At 65.9% G+C, this 15,922-nt stretch carries 15 protein-coding genes; 8 read left to right on the plus strand and 7 right to left on the minus strand.

The window, feature by feature from the left end:
• Window positions 1-77: 77 nt before the first annotated feature.
• From ccoN to ACQ5BL_RS08510, 3 genes are all read left to right on the plus strand, one after another.
• Entirely contained in the window at window positions 78-1,505 is a 1,428-nt protein-coding gene (ccoN, locus tag ACQ5BL_RS08500; RefSeq protein WP_243808813.1) for a cytochrome-c oxidase, cbb3-type subunit I, read from the plus strand.
• 1 nt (window position 1,506) lies between these two features.
• On the plus strand, window positions 1,507-1,737 hold the full coding sequence (locus ACQ5BL_RS08505) for a cbb3-type cytochrome c oxidase subunit 3 (protein ID WP_207887445.1): 231 nt from the start codon (window positions 1,507-1,509) through the stop codon (window positions 1,735-1,737).
• Window positions 1,738-1,979: 242 nt separating this feature from the next.
• A complete protein-coding gene (locus ACQ5BL_RS08510) occupies window positions 1,980-2,246 on the plus strand; it encodes a DUF2790 domain-containing protein (protein WP_243808814.1) in 267 nt (88 codons plus the stop codon).
• 664 nt (window positions 2,247-2,910) lie between these two features.
• On the opposite strand, the gene ACQ5BL_RS08515 is transcribed toward ACQ5BL_RS08510, so the two are convergent.
• Window positions 2,911-4,050: a GNAT family N-acetyltransferase gene (locus ACQ5BL_RS08515; RefSeq protein ID WP_243808815.1), complete on the minus strand. Its 1,140-nt coding sequence runs from the start codon at window positions 4,048-4,050 to the stop codon at window positions 2,911-2,913.
• Window positions 4,051-4,263: 213 nt separating this feature from the next.
• On the opposite strand from ACQ5BL_RS08515, the gene ACQ5BL_RS08520 reads away from it, so the two are divergent.
• A complete protein-coding gene (locus ACQ5BL_RS08520; protein WP_207888375.1) occupies window positions 4,264-4,512 on the plus strand; it encodes a hypothetical protein in 249 nt (82 codons plus the stop codon).
• Here ACQ5BL_RS08520 and ACQ5BL_RS08525 read toward each other — a convergent pair whose 3' ends face one another.
• Both ACQ5BL_RS08525 and ACQ5BL_RS08530 read right to left on the minus strand, forming a co-directional pair.
• Window positions 4,513-5,535, minus strand: a complete 1,023-nt coding sequence (locus tag ACQ5BL_RS08525) for a glycosyltransferase family 4 protein (protein WP_243808816.1) — start codon at window positions 5,533-5,535, stop codon at window positions 4,513-4,515.
• Window positions 5,532-6,341, minus strand: a complete 810-nt coding sequence (locus ACQ5BL_RS08530; RefSeq protein ID WP_243808817.1) for a UDP-2,3-diacylglucosamine diphosphatase — start codon at window positions 6,339-6,341, stop codon at window positions 5,532-5,534. Before ACQ5BL_RS08530 ends, ACQ5BL_RS08525 begins: the two co-directional genes overlap by 4 nt.
• A 138-nt stretch (window positions 6,342-6,479) precedes the next feature.
• On the opposite strand from ACQ5BL_RS08530, the gene ACQ5BL_RS08535 reads away from it, so the two are divergent.
• The 3 genes from ACQ5BL_RS08535 (at window position 6,480) to ACQ5BL_RS08545 (ending at window position 8,609) form a co-directional block, all read left to right on the plus strand.
• On the plus strand, window positions 6,480-7,244 hold the full coding sequence (locus ACQ5BL_RS08535; RefSeq protein ID WP_243808818.1) for an AraC family transcriptional regulator: 765 nt from the start codon (window positions 6,480-6,482) through the stop codon (window positions 7,242-7,244).
• A gap of 69 nt (window positions 7,245-7,313) precedes the next feature.
• The gene (locus ACQ5BL_RS08540; protein WP_207888379.1) at window positions 7,314-7,655 is read left to right on the plus strand and encodes a tRNA-binding protein; all 342 of its coding nucleotides are present in this window, start codon (window positions 7,314-7,316) and stop codon (window positions 7,653-7,655) included.
• Window positions 7,656-7,742: 87 nt separating this feature from the next.
• Window positions 7,743-8,609 carry a DMT family transporter gene (locus ACQ5BL_RS08545; RefSeq protein WP_243808819.1) on the plus strand — a complete coding sequence of 289 codons (867 nt, stop codon included), beginning with the start codon at window positions 7,743-7,745 and terminating at the stop codon, window positions 8,607-8,609.
• Between the two features lie 428 nt (window positions 8,610-9,037).
• On the opposite strand, the gene rfaD is transcribed toward ACQ5BL_RS08545, so the two are convergent.
• Together rfaD and ACQ5BL_RS08555 are read right to left on the minus strand one after the other, a co-directional pair.
• Complete coding sequence (gene rfaD, locus ACQ5BL_RS08550) at window positions 9,038-10,030, minus strand: ADP-glyceromanno-heptose 6-epimerase (protein ID WP_243808820.1); 993 nt, start codon at window positions 10,028-10,030, stop codon at window positions 9,038-9,040.
• 112 nt (window positions 10,031-10,142) lie between these two features.
• Window positions 10,143-10,427 (minus strand): SelT/SelW/SelH family protein, encoded by a 285-nt coding sequence (locus tag ACQ5BL_RS08555; protein ID WP_207888382.1) that lies wholly within the window; start codon window positions 10,425-10,427, stop codon window positions 10,143-10,145.
• 68 nt (window positions 10,428-10,495) lie between these two features.
• Here ACQ5BL_RS08555 and ACQ5BL_RS08560 point away from each other — a divergent pair, with 68 nt between their 5' ends.
• Window positions 10,496-12,682, plus strand: coding sequence for a patatin-like phospholipase family protein (locus ACQ5BL_RS08560; RefSeq protein WP_243808821.1), 2,187 nt, complete (start codon window positions 10,496-10,498; stop codon window positions 12,680-12,682).
• Between the two features lie 343 nt (window positions 12,683-13,025).
• Here the strand turns inward: ACQ5BL_RS08560 and ACQ5BL_RS08565 are convergent, their stop codons facing one another.
• Both ACQ5BL_RS08565 and slyA read right to left on the minus strand, forming a co-directional pair.
• Complete coding sequence (locus tag ACQ5BL_RS08565) at window positions 13,026-15,134, minus strand: FimV/HubP family polar landmark protein (protein ID WP_430293092.1); 2,109 nt, start codon at window positions 15,132-15,134, stop codon at window positions 13,026-13,028.
• 341 nt (window positions 15,135-15,475) lie between these two features.
• Window positions 15,476-15,910, minus strand: coding sequence for a transcriptional regulator SlyA (slyA, locus tag ACQ5BL_RS08570; RefSeq protein ID WP_207888385.1), 435 nt, complete (start codon window positions 15,908-15,910; stop codon window positions 15,476-15,478).
• Between the last annotated feature and the right edge of the window lie 12 nt (window positions 15,911-15,922).

A 15,922-nucleotide genomic window follows, 5' to 3' on the forward strand; every position in this document is an offset into this window, starting at 1 on the left:
AGATTGCCCGCTCACCGGAGCACGCCGCCGGCCCACCTGCGCGCGCCCGGACGTTCTGACACAAGCGGGAATCCAGCATGAACACGAGAAGCACGGAGCAGGCGTACAACTACAAGGTGGTCCGCCAGTTCGCCATCATGACGGTGGTCTGGGGCGTGGTCGGCATGGCCATGGGGGTACTGATCGCCTCCCAGCTGGTCTGGCCGCAACTGAACCTTGACCTGCCGTGGACCAGTTTCGGGCGCCTGCGCCCACTGCACACCAGCCTGGTGATCTTCGCCTTCGGCGGTTGCGCGCTGTTCGCCACCAGCTACTACACGGTGCAGCGCACGTGCCAGGTGCGACTGTTCTCGGACAGCCTGGCCGCCTTCACTTTCTGGGGCTGGCAGGCGCTGATCGTGACCATGATGATCACGCTGCCGCTGGGCTACACCACCACCAAGGAATACGCCGAGATCGAGTTCAGCGGCGCGGTGTGGATGACCATCGTCTGGGTCGCCTACGCGGTGGTGTTCTTCGGCACACTGCTCAAGCGCAAGACCTCGCACATCTATGTGGGCAACTGGTTCTTCGCCGCCTTCATCGTGGTCACCGCGATGCTGCACATCGTCAACCACCTGGCGATTCCGGTGGACTGGTTCAAGTCCTACCCGGTGTACTCCGGCGCCACCGACGCCATGGTGCAGTGGTGGTACGGGCACAACGCCGTGGGCTTCTTCCTCACCACCGGTTTCCTCGGGATGATGTACTACTTCGTTCCCAAGCAGGCCGGGCGCCCGGTGTACTCCTACCGGCTGTCCATCGTGCATTTCTGGGCGCTGATCACCCTGTACATCTGGGCCGGCCCGCACCACTTGCACTACACCGCGCTGCCGGACTGGGCGCAGTCCCTGGGCATGGTGATGTCCTTGATCCTGCTGGCGCCGAGCTGGGGCGGGATGATCAACGGCATGATGACGCTCTCCGGCGCCTGGCATAAGTTGCGCACCGATCCGATCCTGCGCTTCCTGGTGGTATCCCTGGCCTTCTACGGTATGTCCACCTTCGAGGGGCCGATGATGGCGATCAAGACCGTCAACGCCCTCTCCCACTACACCGACTGGACCATCGGCCATGTGCACGCCGGGGCGCTGGGCTGGGTGGCGATGATCTCCATCGGCTCGCTCTACCACTTGATTCCCAAGGTGTTCGGCCGCGAGCAGATGCACAGTGTCGGCCTGATCAACGCGCATTTCTGGCTGGCGACCATCGGCACCGTACTGTACATCGCTTCCATGTGGGTCAACGGCATTACCCAGGGCCTGATGTGGCGCGCGGTCAACGCCGACGGCACGCTCACCTACTCCTTCGTCGAGGCGCTGCAGGCCAGCCATCCGGGCTTCGTGGTACGCATGACCGGCGGCCTGATGTTCCTCAGCGGCATGCTGCTGATGGCCTGGAACACCTGGAAGACCGTGCGCCACGCGCAACCCCAGGCCATGCTCGCCGCCGAACGGATGGCCTGAGATGACGCTGTGGCTGGGGCTGGCCGGCTTGCTGGCGCTGTACTTCGGCGTCGGCTGGAGCCTGCGGGCGCACCGCGCACGCGGCATCGAGGAGGCCAGCATGCTGCCCTTCGCCGATGACGAGGAAGTCGCCCGGCGCATGGAGAAAGCCACCGGGCGCAGCCGCACCGGCTGTGCCTGCCCCGGCCAGTGCCGGGGCGACTGCGAGCACTGGCGCGACTGGACGCCCTAGCGCGCCACCTTGGCAGCACGTCTGCGACAGAGCGTCGCATCACCTTCATCAATCTTCATTAGCAAGCACATCAATTTCCCGGCGGGCGGCCAGGATGGAACTATCTGTCCCGTGCCCCGCCACCGATGGATGCCTGAAGCATCGTCCACTGCCCTGCCCGGACCCCAGGGCAGACACCAGATGCCAGCGCTCCCCGGTGGGGCTTCACCCCATTCATCGAGCCCCTAATCGAGGAATACCGAATGAAGCTTGCCTCTGTCGTGTCGGCCGTTATCTCCAGCCTCGCCCCGATGGCCTTTGCCCAGGACGCCATCAAGAACCCCGGCGCCGACCTGCCCACCACCGAGTACCACTACGGCATGGCCCTGGACGTGGACAAGGTGCTGCACCGCACCGACAACTCCAGCAAGGTCGGCATCGTCCCGGCCTACATGGTCTACCTGGACCACCAGGGCGAAGCCCACAAGGTCCGCTTCCTCGAATGGGGCGGCCGCACCAGCCAGAGCTGAGCCCCACCGAGCATCGCCCTCCGGCCGCCTTGGCCAAACCCCGCGAGCCTGTGGTGGCGGTCGGGGGGCGATCCTGACTGACAGGCTCTGTCGCCGCGTAGGAGCGGACTTCGTCCGCGATGCTCTTGCTCTTCGTAGGGCGAATAACGCTTAAGGCGTTATCCGCCGTCTTGTTCGGTGTTCATGCGCCGCTTCAGCGTGTGCTGGGAGCTTTTGTTTCGCCCCCTCGGGCGAGTCCCTTTTGGCAAACGCCCCAAAAGGAACCAAAAGGTCTCGTCCCAACATACGGGTCCGACTGCGTCGGACTCCCCTCGCTCCGGTATCACTCCGAGGGTCGGCTCGCAAGGGCCATCCATGGCCCTTCAAGCCTCTCGCGGCATCCATGCCGCTCGCCCCTCTGCGCAATACCTCCACTCGGCCTCCTGACGGGACTCTGCGCACGCCGGTGATTTTGGCTTTTTCGTAGGATGGTGTGGAGCGAAGCGATACCCATCAAGGCGGATAACGCTGTGCGTTATTCGCCCTACAAGGAGCCACAGCATCGCGGACGGAGTCCTCTCCTACGGATACATTCCGCTCTTGTAGGCGAGACGGGGCGCCTGGCCCTTGTCCACGAAATCCATCGCGGAGGAATCCAGCCGAGCATCTGAGCGATGCGTCACCCTCAGTCCTGCAAAGGGCTATCTTTCCGATACGGCAGCGCCGCCCGCGCCTCTTCCGCGTAGGCGAGAATGCCGGCGCGCTCCTGCTGCAGAAACTCCGCCACCGCCTCCCGCAATCCGGGATGCCCCAGGCGATGCCAGGACCGTGTGATCACCGGCTCGAAGCCGCGAATCAGCTTGTGCTCGCCCTGCGCCCCGGCGTCGAAGCGTTGCAGACCATGGCCGATGGCGTAATCGAGGCCCTGGTAGAAGCAGGTCTCGAAATGCAGCCGGTCGAACTCCGCCAGGCAACCCCAATAGCGGCCGTACAGCGTGTCGCCACCGACCAGGCTGAAGGCCATGGCCACCGGACGACCGCCGCGATGGGCGAAGACCACCCGAACGGCCTCCGGCATCCGCTCGCCGAGCAGGCTGAAGAACGCCCGCGCCAGATAGGGCGCCTGCCCACGAACCTCGTAGGTGCTGCTGTAGCAGGCATAGACGAAGTCCCAGTGCGCCTCGGAAAGCTCCCGCCCCTCCATCCAGACGAAATCGATGCCCAGCCCCGCAACCTGCTCCCGCTCCTTGCGCAGTTGCTTGCGCTTGCGCGAACTCAAAGCATCGAGGAAGTCCGAAAAGTCCCGGTACCCCCGGTTACGCCAGTGGTACTGGCAGCCCAGGCGCTCCATCCAGCCATCGGCACCGCCGAGCAGCGCATCGGCGGCGCCATCGGTGAAGTTCACGTGCACGCCGGAGCAGCGCGCCTCGTCCACCTCCCCCGCCAGCGCGCCGACCAGGCTCAGCGCCGCTTCGGGCGCACCGAGCAGACGCGCGCCACCCACCGGCGTGAAAGGAACGCCCACCAGCAGCTTGGGGTAGTAGCGAATGCCGGCACGCTGGCAGGCATCGGCCCAGCTCCAGTCGAATACGTACTCGCCGTAGGAATGGCTCTTCAGGTAGGTCGGTGCGGCGGCGAGCAGGCGGCCATCGTCGCCGAACAGGACGCGATGGGCCGGCGCCCAGCCGGTGCGCCCGCCGACGCTGCCGCTTTCCTCCAGCGCGGAAAGAAAGGCATGACGCAGGAACGGCTGGTCGTCCGGCAGCAGGGCATCCCACTGACGGGCATCCACATCGGCGAGGCGGGCAAGGGTCTGGATAGGCATGGCCGACAGTCTGGCGCGCAGCGCCCGGGAAGGGAAGATTGGCGCAGGAAAAGCCCGCGCCAGTGACATTCACGTTCGTCGGTATCCGGCAAACGGGCCCAACGACTGGTCTATGGTGGGGATTGAAAAGGCTTGCCGGCAACCTCAGCCGGCTCCATTCCGCCCGCCACGCGCCCGGCCCGGGCCAGTGGCGATTTGCCCGGAGGACGACCCATGAGCCTGATGCAATGCGAATACCGCAAGTACACCATCACCGCCGATGTCGTTGAACACCCCGGCCTGCCCACGCCCTGGGCTGGCGGCTGCCACATCACCAGCCCCGACGGCCAGACCACCAAGCGCAAGACGCTGCCGGTGGAATTCGCCTTCATGGCGGACCTGGAAAAGGCCCAGCACGCTTCCATCGCCCACGGCAAATGGCTGGTGGACCAGAGCCTGGACCACGACCGTCAGCTGTTCTGATCAGCAGGCCGGTACTTCGCTGACCGGCAGCGGGTTCAGGCGTACCTGCAAGGAAAGGAACTCCTGCGTCGACGACCGCCAGGATTGCCCCTGCGCCCAGAGCGCGCAGGCCTGGCGGTCCAGTTCCAGCGCCCTCAGGCAGGCGTTGTGCAGGTTGTCGTCCAGCGCACCGGTCACGCCCTCCTCCAGCACGTCCAGCGGTCCCGCCACCGGGAACGCCGCCACCGGCGTGCCGCAGGCCAGCGCCTCGTACATCACCAGCCCCAGGGTATCGGTCCGCGAGGGGAACACCAGCACACTGGCGCCGCGATAGGCCGCCGCCAGTTCATCGCCGTGGCGATAGCCGAGGAATTCCACCTGTGGATAACGCGCTTGCAGCTCCAATCGCTGCGGGCCGTCGCCCACCACGCGCTTGACTCCGGGCAGGTCGAGATCGAGGAAGGCTTCGAGATTCTTCTCCCGCGCCAGGCGGCCGACGTAGAGGAACACCGGCTCTGTCATCGGCGCCCCATCGCCCGGCTGGAAGCGGGACAGATCGACACCCTTGCGCCACAACGCCAGGCGCTGCAGCCCCTGTTCGGCAAAGGCCCCGCGCATCCGTTCGCTGCTCACCAGCACGGCCTGGCTGGGCGTGTGGAAGCGGCGCAGGAAGGCATAGCCCCAGGAAAGCGGCAACCAGGGCCAGCGGGTGTTCACGTATTCGGGAAAGCGGGTATGGATGGCGCTGCTGAACCTCAGGCCCCGGCGCATCAGCCAGCGCCGGGCGGCCCAGCCGAGCGGACCTTCGGTGGCGAGGTGAACGCAATCGGGGGCGAACTCGCTGATCTTCCCGCCAACCTTCCACAGGTCCCAGGCCAGCGGAATTTCCGGGTAGCTCGGACACGGACGGTGACGGAAATCCAGCGGTGTGATCAGGCCGATCGTATGGCCCAACCCTTCCAGCTCCGTCACCAGCGCCTCGAGGCTGGTGACCACGCCGTTGACCTGCGGCAGCCAGGCATCGGTGACGATCAGCAGCCTCATGCCGCCGACTCGACCGCCGCAAGCTCGGTGACCTGCGTCTGCTCCTCGGCCAACCGGTAAAGCTGGATGCTGCCGTCCCAGTGCTCGATCAGCGCGCTGCAGGATTCGACCCAATCGCCACAGTTGAGGTACTCCACCTCACCGATCTGGCGGATTTCCGCGTGGTGGATGTGCCCGCAGACCACCCCGTTGAGCCCACGCTTGTGCACCTCGTGGGCGATGGCTTCTTCGAAGTCGCTGATGAAGTTCACCGCCGTCTTCACCTTGTGCTTGAGGTACGCCGACAGCGACCAGTAGCCATAGCCGTAGCGGCTGCGCCAGTGGTTCAGCCAGCGGTTCAGGGTCAGGGTGAACTCGTAGGCCCAGTCGCCGAGGAAGGCCAGCCACTTGTGGTAGCGGGTGATCACGTCGAACTGGTCGCCATGGATCACCAGCAGACGTCGACCGTCGGCAGTGGTGTGCTCGATCTCGTCCACCAGGCGGATGTTGCCCAGCAGCAGCGAGGAATAGCGACGCAGGAATTCGTCATGGTTGCCGGTGACGTAGATCACCTCGGTGCCACGCTTGCTCATGGTCAGCAGGCGGCGGATCACATTGGTGTGCGCCTGCGGCCAGTACATGCCGCCGCGCAGCTTCCAGCCATCGATGATGTCGCCGACCAGGTAGATGCGATCGGCGTGGTAGCGCTTGAGGAAAGCCGCCAGATGCTCGGCCTGGCAATCGCGGGTGCCGAGGTGGACATCGGATATCCACAGGGTCCGTACCCGTTGTTTCTTCGTCGGCGTCATGCGTTGCGCGCTGCTCATCGTCGGCGACCTCCGGTGGGGTTCGTCCGATTTTCGGCGCTGGGGGTGAAGCAAACGTGACCGACTGGCGACAGTCCCGTTACAGCCCACGCCGCGCTAGACTGACGGCCAGCCGCCAGAGCCCGATGAGCCGCCCCGATGAGCCCGATTCTCTCCCTGCGCACCTACAGCCACGACCACCTCGCCCATAGCCACAGCCACGCGCAACTGGTGCTGGGCCTTTCCGGCAGCCTGGACTTCGAGGTCGGCGGGCGCGGCAGCCTGGTGACCCGGCAGTGCTTCGCGGTGGTCCCGCGCGAAACCCACCACGCCTGCGCCAGCCCCGACGGTAGCCGCTGCCTGGTGGTCGACCTCGACGACGAGGACGATCTGCTCGCAGGCCTTGGCCAGCATGCCGATGCCGGCCGTCGCCTGCTGGAAACTCCCGGCCAGCGCCTGCTCAATGGCGACCAGGCGCAACTGGTTAACTGGCTGGCCAGCAGCTCACTGCACGACCCGGTACTGGCCCGCCAGGGCGCCATCCTGCTGCTCGCCAGCCTCGCCGCCGGCCAGCAGCGCATCGAGGAGCCGGCGCAACTGCCGCTGGCCAGCCTCGACAGCTACATTGATCGCCATGCCGCCCACCCGCTGCAGGTCGCCGATCTCGCGCGCCTCGCCGGCCTTTCCGCTGCGCGCTTCCACGCCCGCTTCCTCGCCGAGACCGGGCAGACGCCCATGGACTATGTGCGCCAGCGCCGCCTGCAACAGGCTCGCGACCTGTTGCGCAGCACGCACCTGCCCGTAGGCGAGATCGCTGCGCAAGTCGGCTACGCCTCGCAGAGCGCCTTCACCGCCGCCCTGGTGCGCCAGTTCGGCACCACGGCGCGCCAGCTGCGCCAGGAGGCGCGCGACAATTCCCGCTAGCCGCACGACAGACAGCCGCGCGCCCAGGGCCTAGACTGCCGGCCATCGAACTGAACAAAGAGAGCAGCGATGTCGGCAGACACCATCGAATGGCAGGACTTCGAACGCGTCGAACTGCGCGTGGGCACCATCGTCCAGGCCGAACCCAACGTGAAGGCGCGCAAGCCCGCCTACATCCTCCAGGTTGACCTGGGCCCCCTCGGCCTGAAGACCTCCAGCGCGCAGATCACCGCGCACTACGCGATCGAAGACCTGATCGGCCGCCAGGTGCTCTGCGTGTGCAACTTCGCGCCCAAGTCCATCGCCGGGGTGCGCTCGGAAGTGCTGGTCACCGGCGTCTACGACAGCGACGACAAGGTGGTGCTGGCCGGCTTCGACAAGCCGCTGCCCAATGGCGCGCGGCTGGCCTGACTTGCGCCTCACCACGGGCCGGCCGATCCGGCGCGCCTCTTCTCTATTCATCAAGGCCCCGCCACGGCAGTCGGCGGGTTCGCAGGCATGATTTCCGTTTCCCGACTCACTCCCCGCGGCGCCCTGATCGGCCTGCACATCGGCGCCCTGATGTTCGGGCTGTCCGGCATCTTCGGCAAACTCATCCTCGCCGGCCCCCTGGTCATCGTCTTCGGCCGCGCACTGTTCGGCTCGCTGTCGTTGGCTGCGGTGTTCGCCAGGCATCTGCGCGAGCAGCAAAGGCCCACGCTGAAACAGGTGGCCATGCTGGTCGGCGGCGGCGTGCTGCTGTGCACTCATTGGCTGACCTTCTTCCTCGCAGTGAAGGTCGGCAACGTTGCCGTCGCCACCCTTGGCTTCGCCAGTTTCCCCGCCTTCACCGTGCTGCTGGAGGGACTGCTGTTCCGCGAACGTATCCGCAAGGGCGAGTACGGGGTGGTAGCGCTGGTGTGCATCGGCCTGGTGATGGTTACCCCGACCCTGGACCTTCGCGACGGCGCCACCGCCGGGCTGCTCTGGGGCACGGTATCCGGCCTGCTATTCGCCCTGCTGTCGCTGGCCAACCGGGTGAGCGTGCGCGGCATCGACCCGATCCAGGCAGCGCTGTGCCAGAACCTGACCATCATCGCCTGCCTGTTGCCGCTGGTGTTCGTCGAACTGCCCGCTGTGCGCGGGATGGACTGGCTGTGGCTGATCCTGTTGGGCGTGCTCTGCACCGGCGTCGCCCACAGCCTGTTCGTCGCCAGTCTGCGGCTGATCAAGGCGCGCACGGCTGCTGTGATCTTCGCCCTGGAGCCGGTCTACGGCATCGCCTTCGCCACCGTGCTGTTCGGCGAGACACCGAGCCTGCGGATGCTGGCGGGCGGCGCGTTGATCATCTTCGCCACCTTCCTCAGCGCCCGCGGATCACACTGACGCGTAGGGCGTACAACCGTTCGCGGTTGTACGCCGATACACCACGCGCCATCGTCTCTGCCAAGGCTGAGCCTGGAGTGCTTTCGTAGGAGCGAGCTTGCTCACGAACCTCTTGGCAGCAGAGCGTGAGCTGTTCGCGAGCAAGCTCGCTCCTACAAAAGGCAGATACCATCTGCGGCGCAAAAAAAGGCCGCTTCGCAGCATGCGGATTGCGAACCCTTGCCCCGGGGAGGGATTGCCAAGGGTTCCTCGCATGACAGCCTGCGAAGCGGCCTGTCCGGTGTCGGCCCCCATGTTCCAGAAGCCTCGGTTGACGCGGTATCCGGCGGACCGGTATCCGCCGCTCGGGATGCAATGATCGCGCGCTCACCCGTCCTTGAGTGTCAGCTCAGGGTAAAGACTGGGTAAACCCGGCCATGCACGACGCCTCACGCCGCTTGCAGCAACGCGCGGCAATAGCGCTCCACGCCCTCCTCCACGCCCAGCATCGGTTCGCGGTAGCCCGCCTCGCGCAGAAGAGCGATATCGGCGCAGGTGTAGCACTGGTACTTGCCACGTAACTCATCGGGGAATACGCAGTATTCCAGCAACCCGGCGCGAACCGCCGCATCCAGGGTCAGCGGCTGCAGGTCCTGCTGCGCACGCAGGGTGTTGATCACCGCCAGCGCCACATCATTGAACGGCTGCGCACGGCCACTGCCCAGGTTGAAGATGCCGCTGCGCTCGGGGTGGTCGAGGAAATGCAGGTTGACCCGCGCCACGTCCTCCACCGAGACGAAGTCGCGCAGGTGGCCGCCGGCCGGGTAGTCGCCATATTCACCGAACAGCGTCACCTTGCCCGTCTCGCGGAACTGGTTGAAGCAGTGGAACGCCACCGAGGCCATGCGTCCCTTGTGCTGCTCGCGCGGGCCGTAGACGTTGAAGTAGCGGAAGCCGGCAACCTGGCTGCGCGCCTGCGGCAGCGCCTTGCGCACCCGCTGGTCGAAAAGGAATTTCGAATAGCCATAGACGTTCAGCGGCCGCTCGCAGGCTCGCATCTCGCGGAACTCGTGGCCGCCGCCGTACACCGCCGCCGAGGAGGCATAAAGGAAAGGCACGCCCAGCGACAGGCTGGCCTCCAGCAACTCGACGCTATAGCGGTAGTTGTTGTCCATCATGTAGCGGCCGTCGCGCTCAACGGTGCTGGAGCAGGCGCCCTGGTGCAGCAATGCGCGCACCACGCCGAAGTCGCCCCGGGCAAAGCGCTCGATGAAGTCGCGCTTGTCCAGGTAGTCGCTGATGTCGCAGTCGGCGAGGTTGGCGAACTTGTCGCCATCGGTCAGGTCGTCGACCGCGATGATGTCGGTCTCGCCACGCGCATTCAGCGCCTTGACGAGATTGCTGCCGATGAATCCGGCGGCGCCCGTGACAATGATGCTCATGTCAGGCATCCCCTGCGGAGAATGGATGCCTTGAGACTACGAGCGGTACGGACGTACCCCGTTGACATGAAGCAAGGAAGTTAGCCTGCTATCGAAATGAATTTCCCACGGATCAGGAACGGTCGTTGTGGCCCAGGTCGCGCTGCGGATCGATGCGGTCGCGCACCCGTTGCTTGAGCACCTTGGCCTCGGGGAAGCCGCCGTCGGCCTTGCGTTCCCAGATCTGCTCGCCGTCGCAGGTGATGTGGAAAACGCCACCCGTGCCCGGCACCAGGCTGACCTTTCCCAGATCGTCGCCGAAGGTGCTCAGCAGTTCCTGCGCCAGCCAGGCGGCGCGCAGCAGCCACTGGCACTGGGTGCAATAGGTGATGACGATTTCGGCTTTGGCTTCGGACATGAATCAGACTCGGCTGTAGGACGCGCACCTATAATACCGGCCCATACGCTTACCCGGATGCTTCTGTCATGCGCCGCCTGCTGTTCGTCCTCCTCCTGCTCCTGCCCCTCGGCGTCCTGGCGGCCAACTCGCCGCCGAAGATCGGGCTGGTGCTCTCCGGCGGCGCGGCCAGGGGCCTTGCGCATATCGGCGTGCTCAAGGCGCTGGACGAACAGGGCATCCACGTCGACGCCATCGCCGGCACCAGCATGGGCGCGGTGATCGGCGGGCTCTACGCGGCGGGCTACACGCCCGATGAACTGGAAAAGCTGGCCCTGGGCCTGGACTGGCAACAGGCCCTTTCCGACGCCCCGCCACGGGTCGACATGCCCTTCCGCCGCAAGCAGGACGACCGCGACTTCCTGGTGAAGCAGAAACTCAGCTTCCGCGACGACGGCACCCTCGGCCTGCCGCTGGGCGCTCTCCAGGGGCAGAACCTGTCGATGCTGCTGGAAAGCCTGCTGGTGCACACCAGCGATACCCGCGACTTCGACAAGCTGGCCATCCCCTTCCGTGCAGTGGCCACCGACATATCCACAGGCGAGAAGGTCGTGTTCAGCAAGGGCCACCTGCCCCAGGCGATCCGCGCCAGCATGTCGATCCCGGCGGTGTTCGCGCCGGTGGATGTGAACGGCAAGCTGCTGGTGGACGGCGGCATGGTCGACAACATCCCGGTGGACGTGGCCCGGCAGATGGGCGTCGACGTGGTGATCGTGGTCGACATCGGCAACCCGCTGCTGGACCGCAAGCAACTGACCACCGTGGTGGACATGCTCAACCAGTCCGTCACCCTGATGACCCGCAAGAACTCCGAGGCCCAACTGGCCACCCTGACCGCCAGCGACGTGCTGATCCAGCCGCCGCTCAGCGGTTACAGCTCCACGGACTTCGGCAGGGTGCCGCAACTGATCGACGCCGGCTACCGCGCCACCCGCATCCTCGCGCCGCGCCTGGCCAGCCTGGGCCATCGCGAGGACGAGCACGCCCTGGCGCTGAACCAGGCGCGCACGCCCGGCGAGCGCCAGCCGGTGATCACGCGCATCGAAGTGGAGAACAACTCCAAGGTCAGCGACGAGGTGATCCTCCACTACATCCGCCAACCGCTGGGCGAACGCCTGGACCTCGATCGCCTGCAGCGCGACATGAGCACGCTCTACGGCCTGGACTACTTCGACCAGGTGCAATACCGCGTCGTACACCGCCCGGAGGGCAACGCCCTGGTCATCCACGCCTACGGCAAGCGCGGCGGCACCGATTACCTGCGCCTGGGGCTGAACCTCTCCGACGACCTGCGCGGCGACAGCACCTTCAACGTCGGCGCCAGCTACCGCATGAACGGCATCAACCGCCTCGGCGCGGAGTGGCTGACGCGCCTGCAGATCGGCGACCACCAGGAACTCTACAGCGAGTTCTACCAGCCGCTGGACGTGGGCTCGCGCTACTTCGTCGCGCCCTTCCTGTTCAACGAGGCACAGAACGTCGAGGCGACCGACGACAACGACCCCATCGCCGAATACCGGCTGGAGCGCTACGGCTACGGCATCAACCTTGGCCGGCAGATCGCCAACAACGGCGAATTCCGTTTCGGCGTGGCCCAGGCCTACGGCAAGGCCGATGTCCGCGTGGGCGAGCAGGACCTGCCCAATTACCGCTTCAACGAAGGCTATGCCCAGCTCCAGTATTCCTTCGACACCATGGACAACGTCGACTTCCCCCGCGAAGGCGAGAACATCGAGACGTCCTTCCGTGAGCACACCCCCTCGCTGGGCGACGACGACCGCTACCGGCAGTGGGACATCCGCCTGGACAAGGCCATGAGCAGCGGCCCGGACACCTTCGTGCTGGGCGGTGGCTACGGCCGCACCCTCGACGACGCCAACGTGGTGGAATCGAGCTTCCTTCTCGGCGGCGCCCGGCAGCTCTCCGGCTACCGCCAGGACGCCCTGGCCGGGCAGAATTACAGCCTGGGCCGGGTCATCTACTACCGGCGCATGACCGAGCGCTCCTTCCTGCCACTGGACTTCCCCTTCTACCTGGGCGGCAGCCTGGAGCGTGGCCGGGTCTGGAACAACGACAACAGCTACGACACCGGCTACATCAATGCCGGCAGCCTGCTGATGGGCTTCGAGACGCCGCTGGGGCCACTGTCCTTCAGCTACGGCCTGAACAGCGCCAGCGAGCACGCGGTGTACGTCAACCTGGGGCGGAATTTCTAACGACGCGTCATCCCATGTAGGGCGTACAGCCGCTCACGGTTGTACGCCGACATACCTCACGCAATCGTCAGTGCCGAGCCTGGGCTGCTCTCGTAGGAGCGGAGCTTCTCCGCGATGCTCTTCTGCGGGGCCGACCCTTCGCGGACAAGGTCCGTTCCTACGAAAAGCGGTACCGAGCCCCATGCTGGGTTGAGCTCTACATCAGACTCTCGTAGGAGCGGACTCCGTCCGCGATTCGCCCCGCGCGCAGGTGATCGCGGACAGAGTCCGCTCCTACGAAAAGCCGGTCAGCTCCCATGAAAAAGCCCGGCACAGGGCCGGGCTTTTTCATTCACCACGCGAATCAGGCAATCAGCGCCAACAGCTCGCGTGCCTCGGCCTTGGCCTTGGAGTCGCCGTTCTCGATCACCTGCTTGAGGATGCGGTAGGCCTCCTCCAGATTGCCCTTGTCGATGCAGGCACGGGCTTCGTCGAGGCTGGCCAGTAGCTCGTCATGCTCGTGCAGATCGTCCGGCAAGTCGAACACCAGGTCGGTCTCCGTAGCCTGCCCGAACATGCTGGCATGCTCGCCATCCAGATCCAGCTCGGTGATCTCCGGCAGCTCGCGCAGGTTGCTGCGGAAATCGGCGGGAACGGGTTGCTCGGCTACCGGCGCGTTCTTGCTGCGCTGCGGCGTCTCGAAGGGATCGAGGGTGTCCCAGTCCAGGTCCAGCGACATGTCGCTCAGATTCAGCGCGAAGTCCGGGTCCGTCTCGGCGGTGGTGGCGCCTGCAGTGGATGCGGGGGTTTCACCCAGCGACAGGTCGTCCCAGTCGGTCAGGGTTTCGCCCGTCGGCGCCGGAGGGACGTCCTGCGCACGTTCGAGCATCGCCGGGTAACGCGACTTGATCTGGTCGATCTGCTTCTGGTCCGCCCCCTGCGCCATGAGCTCGCGTTCCTGCTCATGGAAGCCCGCCACGTCGCCCAGCTCGGCGAACACCAGCAGCAGCTTCATGCGCAGTTCGCGGCGCTCGGGCTCCTGGGCCACAGCCTTGCGCAGCATGTCGCGCGCCTGGTTGAAACGGCCATAAGCGATGTAGATATCCGCCCCTTCCAGGCTGTCCGCGCTGGCCGCCGGAAGGCGAGCCACACCGGCATCGGGCACGGCCACCGGCTGCGGGCGCTGGACCGGAGCGGGCGCCGGCGGCACTACCGCGGCGGCCACGGGCCTGGCCGGCGGGATGGGCTTGGGTTGGACTGGCTGGACTCGGGTGTCCTTGACCGGCGGCTGTTCCTCACGCTTGCGGCGCATCAGCAGGAGCCCGGCCAGCAAGGTACCGAGCGCGCCCACACCCAGCCACGGCCAGAAGTTGAACGACGAGCCCAGGGCATCGCTGGCAGGAGTGGCAACGACCGGCACGGGAGCCGACTGCTCAGCCTTGGGCGCGGCCGGAGCCGCCGGCGTGGCCGTCCCATCGCGGCGGGCCAGTTCGGCCTGCAGGCTCTGCACCTGCTGGTCGCGGCTTTCCAGGGCTTTCTGCAGCGACTCCAGCTGCTTCTGCATGGCGTCCATGCGCTGGTTCAACTGGTCGCGCTGGGCGTTGCTCAGGGCGAGATCGGCTTCGACCTTGGCCAGGCCGCCATCGACCGTCGGTGCAACCGGCGCAACGGCAGTTGGCGCAGCGGCGGCCGGCGTGGCGGCAGTCGCCGTGCCGGCCGGAGCGGCACCCGGTGCAGCCGGTACTGCGGAATCGGTGGCAGGCGCGCGGGTTGTGGGCTGCGGCGCGGGAGCGTTGCCATGCCCGGCGTACTGCTGCCCCTGCGGCAGGATCAGCGTCTGCCCGACCTTCAGGCGGTGCGGATCGCCATTGACGAAGGCCTGGGGATTGAGCGCGAGAATGCTGTCCATCAGCTGGCTGTGCGAGGCGCCGGTACCGGAGAGACGCGAGGCGATCCGCCACAGCGTGTCGTTGCGTACGGTGGTGTAGCGCCCTTCGCCTGCCGGAATGGGCGGCGCCGCAGGGGCACTGCGAACGGGGGCGGCACGTCGGCTGGAGGAGTCAGGCGCGCTACGTTCGGGAAGCGGGATGCTGGCGGCGACGGACGTCCGCGCGCTGTTGTAGCTCGGCGGATCGAGCAGCACGGTGTACTCGCGCAGCATGCGCCCGTTGGGCCGCTCCACTTCCACCAGAAAATTCAGATAAGGCTCGTGCACCGGCTGGGTGGAGACCACCTTGATGTAGCCGCGTCCGCTGCGGATCACCGGAGTGAAGCGCAGGTTCTGCAGGAACATGAAGCGATCGACGCCAGCCTTCTCGAAGTCGGCCTGGCTCGCCAGGCGAGCGATCAGTTCATCGGAGGTCATATCGCCCGTCTGCAGCAGGGCGATCTCCGCATCCAGCGGCTGGTTCAGCGATGAATGCAGGGTGATTTCACCCAGGCTCAGGGCATGCGCATGAGCAGAAACAAACACCGAAAGCGCAGCGAGCGTCAGCGGAATTCTATTTGTTATTAGTGCCATAACCCCATCCCATTGTTCGGGTCTGCTAGCCGTTCCCTGACCACCCGAAAGCGGCAGGTATCACCTTGTCCGCACTCGAACGTAATGCCGGATGACAGACCGCACGCGCCCTACCACTGCACCCGAAAGGTACAGGCCGATTGATATCAGGGATTAGGTGCTACAACGGGTTTGGTCAAGACAAATCGTCGAAAAACCGGCGAATGGTCAGGGCAATCGAGTGCTGAACGGGCGACCTCGCGAGAAACCGCCAGAAAAATGGCTATCTTACCGAATTTAATGTGATGAGAAGCTCAGTTTTTCTCGAGGTTGCCAAGAATCCGGCTGAGCACCTGCTGGCACAGGGCAATCTCGTCCTCGGTGATGCCGTTGAGCACCTCATTGCGCACCGCAGCGGCAATGCTCTCGATGTCGGCGATCAGGACGTCAGCCTTGGGCGTCAGGGCGATGCGCTTGGCGCGGCGGTCCTCGGCCACGGCCTGGCGGCGAACCAGCCCCTGAGCTTCGAGGCCGTCGAGCAGGCGGGCCAGGGTCGGCCCTTCGACACCGACCGATTGCGCGAGCTCGCGCTGGGTGGGCGCGGCGGAGTGGCGTGCCAGGTGCAGCAGCACCAGCCAGCGCGCCTGGGACAGTCCCAGGTGGCTGAGGCGGCGGTCGAGTTCAGCCCGCCATGCACGGGAGGCCTGGGCCAGTTGGGTGCCGAAGTAGTGCTTATCGTTGTCTGCCATTGCGTCGCGTTT

The organism is Pseudomonas sp. B1-22 (assembly GCF_050474425.1).
Lineage (GTDB): Bacteria > Pseudomonadota > Gammaproteobacteria > Pseudomonadales > Pseudomonadaceae > Pseudomonas.

Coding starts and splice junctions, on each gene's coding strand:
- ccoN (WP_243808813.1), top strand. CDS start 78: ATGAACACGAGAAGCACGGAGCAGGCGTACAACTACAAGGTGGTCCGC.
- ACQ5BL_RS08505 (WP_207887445.1), top strand. CDS start 1,507: ATGACGCTGTGGCTGGGGCTGGCCGGCTTGCTGGCGCTGTACTTCGGC.
- ACQ5BL_RS08510 (WP_243808814.1), top strand. CDS start 1,980: ATGAAGCTTGCCTCTGTCGTGTCGGCCGTTATCTCCAGCCTCGCCCCG.
- ACQ5BL_RS08515 (WP_243808815.1), bottom strand. CDS start 4,050: ATGCCTATCCAGACCCTTGCCCGCCTCGCCGATGTGGATGCCCGTCAG.
- ACQ5BL_RS08520 (WP_207888375.1), top strand. CDS start 4,264: ATGAGCCTGATGCAATGCGAATACCGCAAGTACACCATCACCGCCGAT.
- ACQ5BL_RS08525 (WP_243808816.1), bottom strand. CDS start 5,535: ATGAGGCTGCTGATCGTCACCGATGCCTGGCTGCCGCAGGTCAACGGC.
- ACQ5BL_RS08530 (WP_243808817.1), bottom strand. CDS start 6,341: ATGAGCAGCGCGCAACGCATGACGCCGACGAAGAAACAACGGGTACGG.
- ACQ5BL_RS08535 (WP_243808818.1), top strand. CDS start 6,480: ATGAGCCCGATTCTCTCCCTGCGCACCTACAGCCACGACCACCTCGCC.
- ACQ5BL_RS08540 (WP_207888379.1), top strand. CDS start 7,314: ATGTCGGCAGACACCATCGAATGGCAGGACTTCGAACGCGTCGAACTG.
- ACQ5BL_RS08545 (WP_243808819.1), top strand. CDS start 7,743: ATGATTTCCGTTTCCCGACTCACTCCCCGCGGCGCCCTGATCGGCCTG.
- rfaD (WP_243808820.1), bottom strand. CDS start 10,030: ATGAGCATCATTGTCACGGGCGCCGCCGGATTCATCGGCAGCAATCTC.
- ACQ5BL_RS08555 (WP_207888382.1), bottom strand. CDS start 10,427: ATGTCCGAAGCCAAAGCCGAAATCGTCATCACCTATTGCACCCAGTGC.
- ACQ5BL_RS08560 (WP_243808821.1), top strand. CDS start 10,496: ATGCGCCGCCTGCTGTTCGTCCTCCTCCTGCTCCTGCCCCTCGGCGTC.
- slyA (WP_207888385.1), bottom strand. CDS start 15,910: ATGGCAGACAACGATAAGCACTACTTCGGCACCCAACTGGCCCAGGCC.